12 protein-coding genes are annotated in these 17648 nt (G+C 66.8%); 11 read left to right on the forward strand and 1 reads right to left on the reverse strand.

All coding sequences use genetic code 11. The features are described 5' to 3' along the window. The first annotated feature begins 78 nt into the window (after positions 1-78). The 9 genes from DVT68_RS14900 to DVT68_RS14940 all read left to right on the forward strand — a co-directional run bounded on the left by DVT68_RS14900 (position 79) and on the right by DVT68_RS14940 (position 13617). The gene (locus tag DVT68_RS14900; RefSeq protein ID WP_114825902.1) at positions 79-1749 is read left to right on the forward strand and encodes an arylsulfatase; all 1671 of its coding nucleotides are present in this window, start codon (positions 79-81) and stop codon (positions 1747-1749) included. A 127-nt stretch (positions 1750-1876) separates the two neighbouring features. After that, complete coding sequence (locus DVT68_RS14905) at positions 1877-4405, forward strand: fused MFS/spermidine synthase (RefSeq protein ID WP_233523514.1); 2529 nt, start codon at positions 1877-1879, stop codon at positions 4403-4405. Between the two features lie 164 nt (positions 4406-4569). Further along, a complete protein-coding gene (locus DVT68_RS14910) occupies positions 4570-5550 on the forward strand; it encodes an AAA family ATPase (RefSeq protein ID WP_114825904.1) in 981 nt (326 codons plus the stop codon). A gap of 9 nt (positions 5551-5559) precedes the next feature. Further along, positions 5560-6510 carry a DUF58 domain-containing protein gene (locus tag DVT68_RS14915; RefSeq protein ID WP_114826125.1) on the forward strand — a complete coding sequence of 317 codons (951 nt, stop codon included), beginning with the start codon at positions 5560-5562 and terminating at the stop codon, positions 6508-6510. A 3-nt stretch (positions 6511-6513) separates the two neighbouring features. Then, positions 6514-7020, forward strand: a complete 507-nt coding sequence (locus DVT68_RS14920; RefSeq protein ID WP_114825905.1) for a DUF4381 domain-containing protein — start codon at positions 6514-6516, stop codon at positions 7018-7020. Beyond that, positions 7007-8029, forward strand: a complete 1023-nt coding sequence (locus tag DVT68_RS14925; protein WP_114825906.1) for a VWA domain-containing protein — start codon at positions 7007-7009, stop codon at positions 8027-8029. Before DVT68_RS14920 ends, DVT68_RS14925 begins: the two co-directional genes overlap by 14 nt. 3 nt (positions 8030-8032) lie before the next feature. Further along, a complete protein-coding gene (locus tag DVT68_RS14930) occupies positions 8033-9676 on the forward strand; it encodes a VWA domain-containing protein (protein ID WP_114825907.1) in 1644 nt (547 codons plus the stop codon). Then, positions 9673-11028 (forward strand): BatD family protein, encoded by a 1356-nt coding sequence (locus tag DVT68_RS14935; protein WP_158543515.1) that lies wholly within the window; start codon positions 9673-9675, stop codon positions 11026-11028. The genes DVT68_RS14930 and DVT68_RS14935 overlap by 4 nt, the downstream gene beginning before the upstream one ends. Positions 11029-11145: 117 nt before the next feature. Then, the gene (locus tag DVT68_RS14940; RefSeq protein WP_114825909.1) at positions 11146-13617 is read left to right on the forward strand and encodes a tetratricopeptide repeat protein; all 2472 of its coding nucleotides are present in this window, start codon (positions 11146-11148) and stop codon (positions 13615-13617) included. Positions 13618-13717: 100 nt separating this feature from the next. Here DVT68_RS14940 and DVT68_RS14945 read toward each other — a convergent pair whose 3' ends face one another. Next, a complete protein-coding gene (locus DVT68_RS14945; RefSeq protein WP_114825910.1) occupies positions 13718-14131 on the reverse strand; it encodes a DoxX family protein in 414 nt (137 codons plus the stop codon). Between the two features lie 446 nt (positions 14132-14577). On the opposite strand from DVT68_RS14945, the gene DVT68_RS14950 reads away from it, so the two are divergent. Then, on the forward strand, positions 14578-16260 hold the full coding sequence (locus tag DVT68_RS14950; RefSeq protein WP_147281748.1) for a mechanosensitive ion channel family protein: 1683 nt from the start codon (positions 14578-14580) through the stop codon (positions 16258-16260). A 56-nt stretch (positions 16261-16316) separates the two neighbouring features. Continuing rightward, entirely contained in the window at positions 16317-16946 is a 630-nt protein-coding gene (locus DVT68_RS14955; protein WP_114825912.1) for a hypothetical protein, read from the forward strand. Positions 16947-17648: the final 702 nt, after the last annotated feature.

The raw sequence follows: 17648 nt of genomic DNA on the forward strand, positions 1-17648 counted from the left end.
GGTCGGACACCGCCAAAAAATGACACGCGTGATCAATGCTGACTGCGTGGCGCAGTCATGCCTACCAGGAGGTCCCCCATGATACGCCCGTGGCAGCGCAATACCTTGTTGAAATCACTAGGCACGGTGGTGGCGACGGCCTTGCTCGTCGTTGGCGCCGTCACCATGCAACCGTCGACGGTGAAGGCGCAGCCGCCTGACCAGGACCAGCAGTCATCGGAACAGGACAACGGCAAGCCGAACATCCTCGTGATCTTCGGTGATGACGTGGGTCAGTCCAACATCAGCGCCTATTCGATGGGTCTGGCGGGCTATCGCACGCCCAACATCGACCGCATTGCCCGCGACGGCATGATCTTTACCGACTACTACGCCGAGAACAGCTGTACGGCGGGGCGGTCGACCTTCATCACCGGCCAGACCGTGCTGCGTACGGGCCTTTCCAAGGTCGGTGTGCCTGGCGCTCCGCAGGGCCTGCAGGATCGTGACGTGACCATTGCCCAGGTGCTCAAGGGCATGGGCTATGCCACCGGGCAGTTCGGCAAGAACCACCTGGGTGACCAGGATCGCTTCCTGCCGACCAAGCACGGCTTCGACGAGTACTTCGGCAACCTGTATCACCTCAACGCCGAAGAAGAGCCCGAGCGCCCCTACTGGCCGAAGAACAATCCGGCCTTCCTCAAGGCCTATAACCCGCGCGGCGTGCTGCATACGTTCTCGGACGGCAAGATCGAGGACACCGGTCCGCTGACCACCAAGCGCATGGAGACGATCGACGACGAGACCACCGGTTCGGCGATCTCCTACATCCAGAAGCAGGCCCAGGCCAAGCAGCCGTTCTTCGTGTGGATGAACTTCACCCGCATGCACATGTTTACCCACGTGCGCCCCGAGTACCGCGGCAAGGCGGGTCTCGGCGATGGGCATGAATATGCCGACGGTGTCTGGGAGATGGACCAGAACGTCGGAAAGCTGCTGAAGGCGCTGGATGATGCCGGTGTCACCAAGAACACCATCGTCATCTTCACCACCGACAACGGGCCCAACTTCTTCAGCTGGCCGGATGCCGCCAATTCGCCGTTCCGCAGCGAGAAGGACTCGAACTGGGAAGGCGCCTTCCGCGTTCCAGCGATGATTCGTTGGCCGGGCCACATCCGACCCAACACGGTCAGCAATGCGTTGATCTCCGGCCTCGACTGGTTCCCGACCCTGGCGGCGGCGGCCGGCGACGGCGACATCACCAACAAGCTTCTGAAGGGCGACAGCATCGGCGGAAAGAGCTTCAAGGTGCACCTGGACGGCTACAACTTCCTGCCCTACCTCACGGGCAAGACGAATGTCAGTCCGCGCGAGGAGTTCTTCTATTTCAACGATGACGCCCAGCTGGTCGCCGTTCGCTGGGATCCGATCAACCCGGGAGCCTCGCGTCCGGATGCGTTCAAGGTGGTCTTCTGCGAACAGCGCGCGCAGGGCGGCATGCAGATATGGATGGAGCCTTTCACCTGCCTGCGCACGCCGAAGCTCTACAACCTGCGCATGGATCCCTATGAGCGGGCGGATATCGGCCCGACCAACGGCTACTACAACTGGATCACCGAGAATGCCTACCTGGTCTTTGACGGTGGCCGCCGCGCGGGAGAATTCCTCCAGACATTCAAGGATTACCCGCCGAGTCAGACGCCGGGTTCGTTCAACATCGACCAATACATCGAAGCAATGAAGGCGCAACTGCAGAAGCAGGGCAAGTAAGCATCGGAAGCGTTGGGCGACAGGGACGTCGCCCCACCTTTCAGGTCACATCGCCGGCGTCCCGCATTTGCATGGGTGGCTGGCGATCACTTCATACTCGTAGGGAGTGCAGCCTCGCGTGAGTTCCATGCCTAGCGCCATGCAGCGCCGTCGCGCAGCGAAGCTTGTTCCTTCGGCCAGCCAGGTTGCGCCTGCCACGGCTCTCTGGCCGGCGCTGCTTTTATTTGGCTCGGGCGCCGCGTCGCTGGTCTATCAACTGTTGTGGATCAAGCAGCTCTCGCTGGTGGTGGGCGTGGAGGTATACGCCGTCACCATTGCGGTGAGCGCCTTTTTTGCCGGGCTCGCCATCGGCGGCGCCTGGCTGGGACGTGCGGCCGACCGGCTACAGCGTCCCTTGCGTCTGTATGCCTGGCTGGAAGGCGCGGTGGCGCTGCTGGGCGTGTCGGCGACGCTGCTGCTGGCGCATAGCGCCGCGCCGTTTGCCGTGCTCGAACGCAGCATCGGCTGGCTGGCCTGGCTGCTGCCGTTTGCGTTGGTGGGTATTCCCGCCATCGCGATGGGCGGCACGCTGCCGGTGTTGGTGCGCGCGAGCGTGCCCGATAGCGTGGCGCGCACAGGCGGGCGCTTGTATGCAGCCAACACGGCCGGGGCCATCGCGGGCGTGTTGCTCGCGCCCTTCGTGCTGCTGCCGGCTTTGGGCGTGCAGGGTTCGGCGATGGCGGCGGCCGCGATAAATCTGCTCGCGGCCAGCGTGGCGCTTGCGCTGGATCGCCGCGTCGTCGCGCCATCGCCTGTCGTGGAGCGTGACAACGTCGGAATGACACGGGAAGAGCGTCTGGCCCTGGTGCTCTATGCGGTCGCCGGCGGCGTCGCGCTGGGCTACGAGGTGGTGTGGTCGCAGACCGTGGTGCAGTTCATGAGCACCCGCGCCTTCGCCTTCGCCATGATGCTGGCGGTGTACCTGGCGGGCCTGATGATCGGCAGCGCGGTCTATGCCCGCTTCGCGGCGCGCGTGAAGGACGGCTGGGCCGCGTTTGGCGCCTTGATAGCGCTCGCCGGGCTGGTGGCGCTGCTGCAACTGAGTTGGCTCGGGAGTTGGCTGGGAGACTCGCAGGCAGCGATGGCGGCATGGGTTGGCGCCGCCACCGACAGCCGGCTGGCGGCCATGTGCGCGCGCTTTACCCTGGCCGCAGCGTCCCTGGTGCTGGCGCCGACCATCGTGCTGGGCGCAGCTTTCCCCGCGGTATTGCGCCTGTGTGCGCGACCGTCGCAAAGCGGGCGTGGCGTCGGCATGGCGCTGGCGCTCAATACGCTGGGTGGCATCGCCGGCACGGTGCTCACCGGCTTCGTGCTCGTGCCGCTGTTCGGCCTGGTGCATACACTGGCGCTGCTGGCGCTGCTGGCCGCCGCAGTTGGACTGGTCGCTGTATTTGTGGGCTCGCAGGGACGGAGCCGGTCGCGCTGGCTGGTAGTCGCGGTCGGTATGTGCTCGCTGGCGCTGGGCGTGCTGACGCCGGCGGACAAGCTCGCCGGCCTGCTGACGCAGGCGCGCGGCGGGCAGGTGACGTATTACCGGGAAAGCCGCGGCGGCGCCGTGGCGGTGCTCGCGCAAGGCGAGGGCGACAATGCATTTCACCGGCTGTATATCCAGGGCGTTTCCAATTCCGGCGACACGCTGCCGTCACAGCGTTACATGCGCCTGCAGGCGCTGCTGCCGCTGATCATCCATCGTGGCGAGCCGAAGTCAGCGCTGGTAATCGGATTCGGCACCGGCATTACGGCCGGCGCGCTGTCACAGTATCCCGGCCTGAAGACGCGGGTGTGCGCCGAGCTGCTGCCCGCGGTGGTGCAGGCGGCGGCGCAGTTCAAGGGCAACTATGGCGCAGGCACCGTCGATCATGGACTGGACATCCGCCTGCGCGACGGTCGCCGCGAACTGCTGCGCAGCGACCAGCGCTACGACATGATCACGCTGGAGCCGCCGCCGCCTTCCGCCGCGGGCGTGGTGAATCTGTATTCGCGCGATTTCTACCAGCTAGCCGCCTCCCGCTTGGCGCCGCATGGTGTGCTGGCGCAGTGGTGGCCGATCGCCACCCAGAATGACGAGGACTCGCGCGCCATGGTGCGCGCTTTCCTCGACGCGTTCCCGCACGCCACGTTGTGGACGACCGAGCTGCACGAGATGCTGCTGGTGGGATCGAACGATCCGATCGAGCTCGACGCGGCGCAAATCGAACGGCGCTTCGCGCAGCCCTCCGTCGCAGGCGCCCTCAGGGACGTGGGCATCGCCTCGCCCGGCGCGCTGCTGGCGACCTGGGTGGGTGACCGCGCTGCGCTGGAACGCTATGCCGGTGACACGCCGGCCGTGACCGACGACCGGCCCAGCATCGAGTACGCCACCTGGGTGCGGCGCGACGAGATCGTGCGCGTGTTGCCCGAGCTGATCGCCTTGCAGTCCGCGCCACCGGTTCGTGGCGCCAGTGCGGAACTGCTGGCGGACATGCAGCGGCAGCGCGATGTGCTGTTCACCTTCTACGCCTCGGGTCTGGCCGCGTACGAAGGTGATCGGGACCAGTGGGCTGACGCGCTGGGGCGTGTGATGGAAGCGGATGGCGCCAATCCTTACTACCGGTGGATTGCGCAGGGAGCGCAGTGACGGATGCGGCGCCCATCCGACGTCATGTCACCAGTCTGAGAGAACTGGTTTGACGCCGGGAACGATGATGTACCCAAGGCGCCAAAGAAAAAGGATGCCGGCCTCGCCGGGACGGTGGACAGGCATCCCGGGCAAGGGCGAAGCGAACGAAACGGCGAGGGATCATGAACGCTCGGGTAGCCATCACGGCGCTGCAATCACACATGGAAGCTTCGATCATCGGACAGCGGGAGCTGATCCGTCACATGATCATCGGCCTGCTGGCCAACGGCCATCTGTTGCTCGAGAGCCTGCCGGGCATGGCCAAGACGCGCGCGGTGAAGAGCATGGCCAGGGGGCTGGACGCGCAGATGCGCCGCATCCAGTTCACGCCTGACCTGTTGCCCTCGGATATCACCGGTACGGAGGTGTTGCATCAGCACGACGGCCAGAACGTGTTCCAGTTCCAGCCCGGACCGATCTTCGGCAACGTCATCCTCGCCGATGAGATCAATCGCGCGCCCGCCAAGGTGCAGGCCGCCTTGCTGGAGGCGATGGAGGAGCGGCAGATCACCGTGGCCGGCGCCACGCACCCCATGCCGGACCTCTTCATCGTGTTGGCTACGCAGAACCCGATCGAGCAGGAAGGCACTTATCCGCTGCCCGAAGCGCAGCTGGATCGCTTCCTGATGAAGGTATTGATCGACTATCCCGACAAGGAAAGCGAGATCGACGTGCTGAAGCTGGTGCGAGGCGAAGAGGTGTCATCTGGGCCGGGTGCGGCGGCAGCCACGGAGCAGCGCATCGACCCGGCGCAGGTGTTCGAGGCGCGCAAGCAGGTGCATGACATTCACGTGGCGCCGGCGATCGAGCAGTATGTGATGGCCTTGGTGGATGCCACGCGGCACCCCGATCGCTTCGACAAGACGCTGGCCGGCTGGATCCAGGTCGGCGCCAGCCCGCGTGGCGGCATCGCGCTGGATCGCACTTCGCGCGTCAACGCCTGGCTGGAAGGACGGGCGCATGTGACGCCCGACGATGTGCGCGCCGTGGTGCACGGCGTGCTGCGCCATCGCCTGATCCTTTCCTATGACGCAAGCGCCGAAGGCATCCGCGCCGACCAGGTGATCGACCGGATACTGGAGTTGGTGGCCCTACCGGCGTAGGAGATGGACATGGCCAAGGCGCCACCTGACGACATCGGTACCGTCTACGTGACCCCGGCGCACCTGGTGCGCATGGAGATGGACGCGAGCCGCCTCAACCTGGCGCCGCATCGGCCGCACCACAGCATCCTCAGCGGTCGCCACGCATCCAGGCTGCGCGGGCGCGGGCTCAACTTCGAGGAGATCCGCGCCTACGTGCCGGGCGACGACCTGCGCCGACTGGACTGGAAGGCCTCCCTTCGCGTGGGACGCGCCCTGGTGCGCTCGTACACCGAGGAGCGCGATCGCCCCGCGTTGTTCGTGGTCGACCAGCGCATCTCGATGTTCTACGGCACGCGCCGCGCGATGAAGTCGGTGGTGGCGGCGGAGATCGTCGCGCTGGGCGCCTGGATGGCTTTCCAGATGGGTGACCGCGCCGGCGCGGTGGTGTTCGACGACAGCCGCATCGAGAGCGTGCGTCCGCATCGCAGCCGCAGCCACGTGCAGATGTTGTTGGGCACGCTGGCGCGCCACAACCAGGCGCTGCGCGCAGACGATCCGGTGCGCAGCCAGCCACGCCAGCTCGATGCCGCGTTGCGAGCGGCCCTGCACCTGGCCACGCACGACTACCTGGTGCTGGTGGTCAGCGATTTCCTCGGCGCCGACGAGGAGACGCTGCAGCTGGTGCGCGAACTGGCCGCGCACAACGACGTGATCGCCGCGCTGGTATTCGATCCGTCGGCGCGGGCGATCCCCGATCGCGGCAAGATCGTGGTGACCGAAGGCGAACTGCAACTCGAGCTGGACTTTGAGCGCCGGACCGTCCGCGAACCGCTGGGCAGGATGTTCGATACGCGACTGCAGCAGACCGTGGCCCTGCTGCAGCGCTGCGGCGTGCCGCTGCTCGCGATGGATACCGAGCAGCCCACGGTGGCGCAGATGGCCCACCTGCTCGGTCACTTCGCACAACGCCGGGGCTAGGCCATGATCGTTGTTCCCGCCAAGGCTCCCGAAGCGGCCTCCATCGCCCAGCTCAAGGACATTGCGGATCCCTCGCCGGTGTCATGGGCGCCGCAAACCGCAGGTTGGTGGGTGTTGGCCGCGATCGTGCTGGTGCTGTTGTCATGGTGGGTGGTCCGTAGATGGCGTCGCTGGCGGCGGGACCGGTACCGCCGCGAAGCGCAGGCCGAGTTGGCCAGGATCGAGCGGGCGGTAGCCGATCCCTCGCAGCGCACGCAGGCCTTGCTGGCGTTGCCGGCACTGGTCAAGCGCACCGTGCTGGCCTGGGCGCCGCGCGCGCAGGTGGCGCCGTTGAGCGGCGCGGCGTGGCTGGCCTACCTGGACCGCACCTTTGCGGGTAACGTCTTCAGCGAAGGGCCGGGCAAGGTGCTGGGCACGCTGGCCTACGGCCTTGGCGAACCCCGCGCGGACGAAATCACGGCGCTGATGGCCTTGCTGCACCAGTGGATCGACGGCCATGTTCCAGCTTGAGCACCCGTGGCTGCTACTGATCCTGCCGTCGCCACTGCTGGTGTGGTGGCTATTGCCGCCCTACGGCGAGCGCACCCGTGCGATCCGCGTGCCGTTCTTCGACGATCTTTCGCGGATCACCGGGCAGACGCCATCACGCGGCGCGGTGATTCTGCGGGGCAACTGGCTGCGTCGCATTCTGGCGCCGATCTGCTGGGTGCTGGCGGTGCTGGCCCTTGCGGGGCCACAGTGGCTCGAGCCTCCGGTGGAACGCACGGAGTCGGCGCGCGACCTGCTGCTGGCGATCGATCTGTCCGGCTCCATGGCCACGCCGGATTTCGTCGACGAGCAAGGGCGGCGCACCGATCGCCTTACCGCCGTGAAGGGCGTGGTCGATGAGTTCATCCAGCGCCGCACCACCGATCGCATCGGGCTGATCGTGTTCGGGACCAATGCGTTTCCGCAGGCGCCGCTGACGCTGGACCACGTGGCGGTGCGCGAATTGCTGGACGAGCTGCGCGTGAACATGGCCGGGCCGCAGACGGCGATAGGCGACGCCATCGGCATGGCGGTGAAGATGACCGAACACTCTCAGCAGCGCGATCGCGTGCTGATCCTGCTGACCGACGGCAACGACACCGCCAGCCGCCTTCCACCGGAGAAGGCAGCCGCCATCGCCAGGGCGCATCACATCGTGATCCACACCATCGGTATCGGTGATCCCCATGCCACCGGCGAGGATCGGGTGGACCTGCAGGCGCTGCAGCGCATCGCCAAGGCCACGGGCGGGCAGAGCTATCGGGGCGAGAACCGCCAGCAGCTCGCGGGCATCTACGCCTTGCTGGATCGCATGACGCCGAGCAAGGTGAAGCACTCGGTGTACCGGCCCAAGGTGAAGCTCTACTACTACCCGCTGGGCGCCGCCCTGCTGCTGATGCTGGCCTACCACCTGCTGATGCTGGGCCTGTTGGCGCCGATCGCACGCCGACGCGCGGCCGAGTCGCTCACCGCCGAGCCGACGGAGGGCTGAGCGATGGAGCAGGGCTTCCATTTCATCCGTCCGCTATGGCTGCTGCTCGCGCCGATGGGGCCGCTGCTGCTGTGGTGGTGGAACCGGCGCAACGATCCGTTGCAGCGCTGGAAAGGCATGATCGCTCCGCATCTGCTCAAGCATCTGGTGGTGGGTGACCACGGAAGGTGGCGCACCCGCCCGATCCACCTGGTGTGTGCGGTGCTGGTGCTCGGGGCCATCGCCTGCGCCGGGCCGACCTGGGAGCTGGACCCGCCGCCGTTCGCAGAGGATCGGGCGCCGATGGTGGTGGCCCTCGACCTGTCGCCGGCGATGAACGCCATCGACGTGGCGCCCACGCGGCTGGAGCGCGCGAAGCAGAAGATCCGCGACCTCGTGGCGTTGCGCGCTGGCGGCCGCATCGGCCTGATCGTCTACACCAACACCGCGCACATGGTGCTGCCACCCACCGACGATCCGGCGCTGATGGAGCTGTTCCTGTCCGCCATTACCACCGACCTGTTGCCGGCGAGGGGACAGAACGCGGCCGCGGCGCTGGCCATGGCCGACCACCTGCTCGATGCCGAGAGCGATCCCGGCACCGTGGTGTTCTTCACCAGCGGTTTCGATGACACGCAAATAGCCGCGTTCGTGCAGCACCACCAGCATTCACGCCAGCAGGTGCTGATGCTCGCGGTGGGCACCACCAAGGGTGGCCCGCTGCGGGCGCCGTCGGGCGCGCTCGTGACCGGCGCGGAGGGTGGGCCGGTGCAGGCGAGGCTCGACGACGCGGCGCTGGAGCGGCTGTCCTCGCAGGCCCATGTGCCGCTGGCCAGCATCACCACCGACGATGCCGACATGCGCTGGGTACAGCGCGAGGCGCTGCATCACCTGGCCATCGTGCACGACAGCACCGCCACCATCCGCTGGAAGGAGTACGGCTACTACCTGTGCTATCCGCTGGTGTTGCTGGCCTTGCTGTGGTTCCGCCGCGGTTGGATGGTGCGTTGGGTATTCGTGCTCGGCGCGCTGGGACTGGGCGCCATGCCCGCGCCGGCCAGCGCGGCTGACCGGCACGTGGCCGACTGGTTCTTTACACCCGATCAGCAGGGGCGCTGGTACTACGAGCACCGCGATTTTGGTCGGGCAGCCGAGCATTTCCAGGATCCGTACTGGAAGGGCCTGGCCTTGTACCAGCATGGACGCTACGACGACGCGCGAAAGATCTTCGAAACGTTGCCCGGCGCCGACGCGCAATTCATGACCGGCAACTGCTATGCGCGGCGCATGGAGTACCAGGAGGCCAAGGACGCCTACAACCAGGCGCTGCGCACGCGCCATCCGTTCCCCCAGGCGCAGGACAACCTGGCGCTGATGACGCGACTGATCAAGCAGCGGGAAGAAGTGCCGCCTGAGACGCCGGACGAAGAACTGAAGCCCGACGAGGTGAAGTTCGACAAGGAAGGCAAGAAGGGCAATGCCACCGAAAAGATGATGGGCCCGCGGCCGTCCGAGTTGCCTGCCGATGTATGGATGCGCAACCTCAATGTCTCGCCGGCAGATTTCCTGCGCACAAAGTTCAATGTCGAAAGCGAGACTCCGGCGCGAACCGCTGCACCAGCCGCGGCCTCGACGGCGCCGGCGCCTCCGGCTCAGGCGCATCCATGAAGGCGTGGCTCCCCATGGCTTGCCTGCTGCTGGCTGGATGGGCGCACGCCCAGCAGCCCGCGCCTGCCGCGACGGTGGCGACTCCGCCGTCCACGCCGCCCCCGCTGCAGGTTCGTGTGCATCAGGAGCCTCCCGGCGCCCTGGTTGAGGGGGAGACGGCCACCATCAAGGTCGACATGCTGACGCCGGACTTCTTCAAGGAGGCGCCGGTGTTGCCCGAAGTGCATGTGGATGGCGCCTATCTGTCGCTTACCGACGAAACGCCGGGTCATCTGGTGGAGACCGTCAATGGAGCGACCTGGTCGGGCGTGTCGCGCACCTACCTGCTGACGCCGCTGGTGTCCGGCGCGCTCGAGATCCCTGCATTCGACGTGACGGCGAAAGTCGGCGCCCAGGGGAGTCCGGTGACGGTGCAGACCACGCCGCTCACGCTCCAGGTGCAGCCACTGGCGTTGCCTGCGGGGGTGACCCAGGCGCTGATTGCCAGTGCGGTCACGCTGACGCAGACGGTGACGCCCGAGAGCGGCGGCCTGCACGTGGGCGACGGCGTCACGCGCCGCATCGAGATCACCGCGGAGGGCGCCCCGGCGATGATGCTGCCGCCGACGGAATTCAAACCGGTGAAAGGGTTGGCGCTGTATGCGACGCCACCGGTCACGCGTGACATGGTGGGAAAGCAGGGCGGCTTTGTCGGCGGCAGCCGCGTTGACTCGGCCAGCTACGTGATCCAGCGGCGCGGCCATTACTCGCTGCCGCCAGTCACCGTGCGCTGGATGGACAGCCGCACGCGCACCTGGCGCGAGAGCAACGTGCCGGGCGTGAGCTTCCACGCCTGGTGGGGTGCGCCGTCCAGACCGCGCTTCGCCCTGCCGCAACAGGGCGTGATGCCGCGCCTGATCGAGTGGTGCTCCAGCGATGTCGGGATCGCCACGCTGGGGATGCTGGCGCTGGGCGGACTGATGTGGCGATTCAGCGATCGGTTGCGGCGGGGTCTGGCCTGGTGGCGCGCCTGGCGTGAACGGCGACGACACGCTGAGCCGGTGATGTTTGCCGCCTTGAAGCGGCAGCGCCACGCAACGTCGCCCGCCGCGCTGGCCGAGGCCGTGGATGCCTGGGTGCGCCGCGCCGCGGAGGACGGCGGCCCGCCCACCATGCAGGACTGGTGTGTCGCCTATGGCGACGACGCGCTGCGAGGCGATTGGTCGGCGTTGCAGGACACGCTGTATGGACAGGCCTCGGCAGCCTGGTCGGCCACCGCCATCGTGGAGGGCGTGTCGCGTGCACGGGGCCACTGGCGCCGGCAGCGGCGCGGCCATCGTGCGCCCGCGCTGCCGCCACTCAACCCGGCGTAATGCCCGGCGCTTTCACGAACTCATCGCATCGGCTCGATACCATGCCCGCACGGCTGACCTGGCGGCGCGCCTGAGCACGAGCGCGCCCAACTCACACGATGGTATCGGGGGCAGGGGATGGGACGATCCAAGCGGAGCCATGGCAAGCGTTCGTCCAAGGCAACGCCGTCCCGTCGCACGCCGCACGCACCCTCACCGGTTTCGTCGTCGCCGGGCAGCCATGGGCGGTGGTGGGCGCCGTTCGGCATCGGCCTGCTGGTGCTGCTTGTGCTGGGAGCCTGGTGGCTGCGGCAGCCGTCTCAGGGCGCCTCAATCAGCACTGGTGGCCCGGCGATCGCGACGTCCGCCCCGGTGGCCGCGGCTCCGGCCGCTCCGCCCGCGCATTATGTGGGCGCTGGCGCGTGCAGCACCTGTCACCGGAAGGAAGCGGATGCGTGGCGGCAGTCGCACCACGCGCAGGCGATGCAGGTGGCCAACGCCACCAACATCGAAGGTCGCTTTGATGGCGGCTCGCTCAAGCAGGACGGTTCGGTCGCCAGGTTTTCCCGGCGTGGCGATACGTACCTCGTGAAGACTGACGGCCCCGACGGCAAGCCGGGTGACTTCGAGATCAAATACGCCTTCGGTGTGTATCCGCTCCAGCAGTACCTGGTGGCGTTCCCTGATGGACGACTGCAGGCGCTGCGCGCTGCATGGGATGCACGGCCAGTCGTCGCGGGCGGGCAACGCTGGTTCAATCTCTACCCCGGTGAGCGCATCGATGTGCACGACGTGCTGCATTGGACGCGGTTGAACCAGAACTGGAACTACATGTGCGCCGACTGTCATTCCACCCATGTGCAGCGCAACTACGACGCCGTCGCCAATACGTTCAAGACCAGCTGGAGTGAGATCAACGTGGCCTGCGAGGCCTGCCATGGACCCGGCTCTCGCCATCTTGCGTGGGCCGCCGGCGACACGACGCGGAAGCAGCGCGACGCCAGCATGGGCCTGGCCATCGCACTGGATGAGCGCAAGGGCGCGCACTGGATACCCAACCCCGCAAGTGGCAATCCCGCGCGCAGCGCGCCGTTGGCCACGCATCGCGAAGTGGAGACCTGCGCGGTGTGCCACTCGCGCCGCAACATCATCGCCGCAGACACCGCGCCCACCGGCCGCTTGATGGACACGCACGATCCCGTGCTGCTCACCGACGGCCGCTATTACGCCGACGGCCAGCAACTGGACGAGGTCTATATCTACGGCTCGTTCCTGCAGAGTCGTATGTACGCCAAGGGCGTGACCTGCAGCGACTGCCACGATCCGCACACCGCCAAAACCCGCGCGGAAGGCAACGCGCTGTGCGAAAGCTGCCATACGCCGGCCGTTTACGACACCGCCGCCCACCATATGCACAAGGACGGCAGTCCCGGCTCGCAGTGCGTGGCATGCCACATGCCGTCGAAAAATTACATGGTGATCAATGCGCGACCGGATCATTCCATCCGCGTGCCGCGTCCCGACCTCACCGTGAAGTACGGCGTGCCCAATGCCTGCGCCAGTTGCCATGCCGACAAGGGCGCGCAATGGGCCGCCGACGCCATCGAGAAGGCGCATGGACCCGAGCGAAAGGGTTACCAGCATTTCGTCGATGCGCTCGATGCGTCCCGCCATGGCAAGCCGGGCGCCGCCGATCTGCTCACCGCGCTGGCGGGCGACGCCGGATCGCCAACGATTGCGCGAGCCACCGCCGTCAGCGAGCTGCAGCACTACCCCAGCCCCACTGCGGTGTCGACGCTGAAGATGGCGTTGGGTGACGTCGATCCGTTGATGCGCGCGGCGGCGCTGGATGCACTCACTGCTTTCCCTCCTGAAGTGCGAGGGCCCCTCGCCGCGCCGCTGGCGGACGATCCCGTGCTGGATGTCCGGGTGAAGGCGGGCCGGGTGCTCGCCGGTGTACCGGACAGCCAGCTGGATGCGGGCCAGCGCGCAGCGCGCGATCGCGCTTTCGCCACCTACGTGCAGGCGCAGCAGGCCATCGCCGACCGTCCCGAATCGCACTTCGACCTTGGCCTGGTCTATGTCGAGCGTGGCGACATGGCTTCGGCGGAACAGGCGTTTCGTCACGCCTTGCGCCTGCAGCCAGACTTCGTGCCGGCGTATGTGAATCTCGCCGACATGTACCGTGCGATGGGGAGAGAGCAGGAGGCGAGCCAGGTGATCGACGAGGGCCTCGCCGCGGCGCCGGGCAACGCCAACCTGCTGCACGCCAAGGGCCTGTCGCTGGTTCGCCAGAACCGCCAGCAGGATGCGTTGGAGTGGCTGGCGCGCGCGCACCAGGCCGCGCCGGGGAACGCACGCTTCGCTTATGTCTACGGCGTGGCGCTGAACTCGGCCGGCCAGGGAGGGCAGGCCCGCACGGTGCTGGCCGATGCCCTGCAGCGTTCGCCCTACGATCCTTCGCTGTTGTTCGCGCTGGCGGGTTTCGAGCGCGATGCGGGCGATACGCAGAAAGCGCGCGAGTATGCCGAGCGTCTGGTGGCGGTGGCGCCGCGTTCGGGGGAGGCCCAGCAGTTGTTGCAGAGCCTCGGTGGGGCTACGCGCCAGTAAGGCCGCCCACCGGCGTGCTGCGTAACCGGATGGTCACGCCGACCCTGGGCGGCCATTGACGCTCCCGCTTCGGGGGAAGCGTCCGATTGCAATGAGACGTCTATTTGCCATCGAGCGAGTAGCGGCCCGGACCTGTCAGGCACAACAACAGCAGGCCGCCGGCGATGCTCACGTTCTTGTAGAAGTTGATCATCGCGTTGGCGCGGTCCGGGTCGACCATGTTCCAGAACGGATGGCCGATCAGGGCGGCGGCCAGCGTATACAACCCCAGCACCAACGCCAGTGGCCGCGTATAGAAGCCGAGCACGATGGCCACGCCGACGCCGAACTCCATGATCACTGCCAGTCCGGTCGACGCGGCTGGCAGGGGCACGCCTACCGAGGTCATGTAGGCGACGGTGCCAGAGAAAGCCATCAGCTTGGTCCAGCCGAACACCACGTACAGGATCATCAGCAACACGCGTGCGAGAAGGGTCAGACCGTCCTTGCTGCCTTCCAGTAACGTATATCGCATGGTCGTTCTCCCATGAATGTACGCAACAGGTGCGGACGTGACGCCCGCATCGGCTGCAGCCGCAGCGCGGTACAGTTGTGAACACTATATCGCGCGCATCAAGCTCCGGCGCAGTCGATTGCGCACGGAAATGTCGCGCTTGCAACTGTTGTCGACCTGGCCTCGCTACCGCTTCGGCGCGGCGGCCCGGCGTCAGGCGTGCGCTGTGTCAGCGCGGCGTAGGGCGGAAGCGTGCGCGGACCGTGAATGTGGTCCGGACGTGACCAATTCGGTAGAACTACGTAGACGGTTTGCGTGGATTTACGCTCGTGGCGGCGACCGTCCTGGCAGAACATGGCGTCATGATGACCGCCGTTTCCATGGCCGCCAGCCCTGGCCGGCGCGCGCGACGATGCGCGCGCCCGGCGCCATGGTGGGCCCGGTTCGCCGTCGGTGCGCATCGATGCGTGTTGACGCTGGCCATGCTGGCCATCACCGGGCTGGCTGGAGTCGCGCCGGCATCGGCGCAGACGCCGCCCGAGCTGCCGGCCCCGGCCTCAAGCGCCGCCGAGGTGCTCGGCGCCAGCGCCGAAGGCGCGCCCGTGCGCGTATGGAATCGCACCGTCGTCACGCTTTACGCCCCATTCCACGGCATTTCGCCGGCCGACCGCGCACGCTCGGCCGGCGAGCGCATCGAAGGCGTGATCGACAAGCTCAAGCCGACCGACATCTACACGTCCTGGGTCGAATCGGGTTCCGAACAGGGCGTGCTGGTGCACGGCGGCAACCTGATGCTGTTCGGCCTTCTGCCGGGCGATGTCGAAGGTGGCGACCGCGCTGCGCTGGAACGGGCCGCCAACCAGGCGGTGCAGGTGCTGCGGGAGACGGTGCGGGAGCGCGATGCATCCCGCGAGCCGGGCCTTTTGCTGCGAGGCGTCGGCCTTAGCGTGCTGGCGAGCGTGGTGCTGTTCGCGCTGTGCTGGGCGCTGATGCGGGTGGATCGGATGCTGCAGCGTCGCCTGATCGCCATTACCCATGCGCGCCTGCAACTGAATATCGCCGGCTTCGACCTGCGTCCGCTGATCTGGACCCTGTTGCGCCGACTGGCGAGCCTGGTGCGAGTGGCCGCCATGCTGTTCCTGGGCTACCTGTGGCTGAGTTTCGTGCTGCGCCAGTTTCCCTATACGAGCCCGTGGGGCGAGGTGCTCGGGCAATACCTGGTGAACACCGCATTGGACCTGGGCATGGGCCTGGTCAACCAGCTGCCGAACCTTCTGACCCTCGTGGTGATTTTCCTCGTCACCCGTGGCGTGGTGCGACTCATCGGCGCATGGTTCCGTGCGGTGGAGGCAGGAACGGTGACGGTGGGCTGGCTGGAGGCTCCGACCGCCGTGGTCACCCGGCGCCTGGTGTCCGCGCTGATCTGGCTGTTCGCGCTGATCGTGGCTTATCCCTATATCCCGGGCTCCAACAGCGATGCGTTCAAGGGCGTCACGGTGTTTCTTGGCGTGATGCTCTCGCTCGGTTCGGCGGGCATCGTCAACCAGGTGATGAGTGGGCTGGTGGTGCTCTACTCGCGCGCAGTGCGCACCGGCGACTGGGTGCACGTCGGCGACTACGAAGGCGCCGTGCTGGAGCTGGGCGCCTTGTCGATGAAGCTGGTCACGCGTACCCGCGAGGAAGTGTCCGTCCCCAATTCCGTGCTGTCGTCGTCACCCATGCGCAACTTCACGCGACAGTCGCGCCAGGAGGGCCTGCTGCTCACCGTCACGGTCAGTGTCGGTTACGACACGCCATGGAGACAGGTGGACGCGCTGCTGGAACTGGCGGCCGCGCGCACGTCCTATCTGCTGAAGGAGCCGCGGCCATTCGTGCTGCATACGGCGCTGGCGGACTACTACATCGTGTACCAGCTCAACGCAGCCACGGCGTATCCGGCGATCCACGTGGAGACCGAGGCCGAGCTCAATCGTCACATCGTGGATGCCTTCAACGAATTCGGCGTGCAGGTGATGTCGCCCCACTTCAGACGGCAACCCGAACAAAAGGTGTGGGTGCCGCCGGAGCGCTGGTACGAAGCGCCCGCGGCCCCGCCACCGCGTCCCGAAGAACACGCCCCATCCCCTTCCGGTGGGCCGCCCGCAGGCTGACCGGCCCGAATCCGCCGGACCGTGTCCGGCCTTATGACTGCCAGAGGAGATCGACCATGACCAAGCCGCATGTTTCCCCCTTGTCGTTGCTCGCGGCGGCGCTCGCCGTCGCTCTGGCGCTGCCGATGGCGTCGCAGGCGCAGGAGGTCGCGCATTCCTCCACCGTCCACACCACGGCGGGCGAGCTGGCGCGCCAGGAGAAGACGCTTACCGCCACCGTCGTGTCGATCGACCACGACAAGCGCCTGATTACCTTGCGCGGGCCCAGCGGCCATGAAGAAACCATCGAGGCCGGGCCGGAAGTGAAGAACTTCGACCAGATCAAGCCGGGTGACCAGGTCAGCGCGCATTTCCAGGCCGCGCTGGCGCTGCAGATCCTGCCCGCCGACGGCCACCACCAGTTGGGCACTGAAGTCGAGGGCGGCACCACTACCGCGCCCAAGGGTTCGACGCCTGGCATGACCACCGGTCATTCGATCACGGTGACCACCAAGCTCACGGCGCTGGACCTGAAGAACCACACCGTGACCTTGACTGGTGAAGACGGTCACGAGCGCGTGATCGAGGTGAAGGATCCCGAGCGCCAGGCGCAGTTGAACAGGCTCAAGGTGGGCGATCTGGTGAGCATCACCTATGTGGAGGCGTTGGCGATTACGGTGACGCCGCAGGGTAAGGCTGGGAAGTGAGAGGGGAAGGGGGAGGGTCGCTTGGCGGCCCTCCCAGGGGCAGCCACACGTGGGACGCTATCCATACGCAGGCGCGACTTAGACGGAGCGTGATGCGCCAACTGGGCGCACCCTTTCCTAGATCGTCATCCCAGCGCAGGCTGGGATCCAGTGACTTTGATCTTTGCTTTCGCTTTGCCGTGTCCGCCAGCTTGCTCGCCTGCGGCGGGCTTCCGCCGGCCTGCCGGCCGCCGGGTTACTTCTCTTTGTTTGGCCAAAGAGAAGTAACCAAGAGAAAGGCCACCCCGATGGCGCGCCTTCCGGGCTAACGCCCTCCAGGTTCGCGGGCGGGTTCCGGGGTTTGTCGACAGGGCATCCTGCCCTGACGACAAACTGGCCGGCGTCCATGCCGGCCACCCTTCGGGCTATTCCTCCACCCGCCCGCCGCGGCATAGGGGAGGGGAGGTCAAAAGCCAGAACGAAAGACCAAGAGCTAAAAGCCAAGAGCCAAGAGCCAAGAGCCAAGAGCCAAGAGCCAAGAGCGGACTCTTCCTCGTAGGAGCGCACTCTGTGCGCGTCCCAGGACGGGCGACAACCTATGCCGTCGCACGCCGGCGCGTTCCTGCAAAGAGCTGTGAGGGTTTGGGGATGCGATGTGCCGCGAAGCGGCACGAGCCGTCACCCATACCCCTGTGAGGCGGTGAGGGGTGGACGATGAGGCCC

The sequence above is a fragment of the Dyella solisilvae genome (assembly GCF_003351225.1).
Classification (GTDB): domain Bacteria; phylum Pseudomonadota; class Gammaproteobacteria; order Xanthomonadales; family Rhodanobacteraceae; genus Dyella; species Dyella solisilvae.

Bases quoted from the DNA above. Each gene is read 5' to 3' on its own strand.
- DVT68_RS14935 (WP_158543515.1), top strand. From the start codon at position 9,673: ATGAAGGCGTGGCTCCCCATGGCTTGCCTGCTGCTGGCTGGATGGGCG.
- DVT68_RS14940 (WP_114825909.1), top strand. From the start codon at position 11,146: ATGGGACGATCCAAGCGGAGCCATGGCAAGCGTTCGTCCAAGGCAACG.
- DVT68_RS14955 (WP_114825912.1), top strand. From the start codon at position 16,317: ATGACCAAGCCGCATGTTTCCCCCTTGTCGTTGCTCGCGGCGGCGCTC.
- DVT68_RS14900 (WP_114825902.1), top strand. From the start codon at position 79: ATGATACGCCCGTGGCAGCGCAATACCTTGTTGAAATCACTAGGCACG.
- DVT68_RS14930 (WP_114825907.1), top strand. From the start codon at position 8,033: ATGGAGCAGGGCTTCCATTTCATCCGTCCGCTATGGCTGCTGCTCGCG.
- DVT68_RS14910 (WP_114825904.1), top strand. From the start codon at position 4,570: ATGAACGCTCGGGTAGCCATCACGGCGCTGCAATCACACATGGAAGCT.
- DVT68_RS14945 (WP_114825910.1), bottom strand. From the start codon at position 14,131: ATGCGATATACGTTACTGGAAGGCAGCAAGGACGGTCTGACCCTTCTC.
- DVT68_RS14925 (WP_114825906.1), top strand. From the start codon at position 7,007: ATGTTCCAGCTTGAGCACCCGTGGCTGCTACTGATCCTGCCGTCGCCA.
- DVT68_RS14905 (WP_233523514.1), top strand. From the start codon at position 1,877: ATGCCTAGCGCCATGCAGCGCCGTCGCGCAGCGAAGCTTGTTCCTTCG.
- DVT68_RS14915 (WP_114826125.1), top strand. From the start codon at position 5,560: ATGGCCAAGGCGCCACCTGACGACATCGGTACCGTCTACGTGACCCCG.
- DVT68_RS14920 (WP_114825905.1), top strand. From the start codon at position 6,514: ATGATCGTTGTTCCCGCCAAGGCTCCCGAAGCGGCCTCCATCGCCCAG.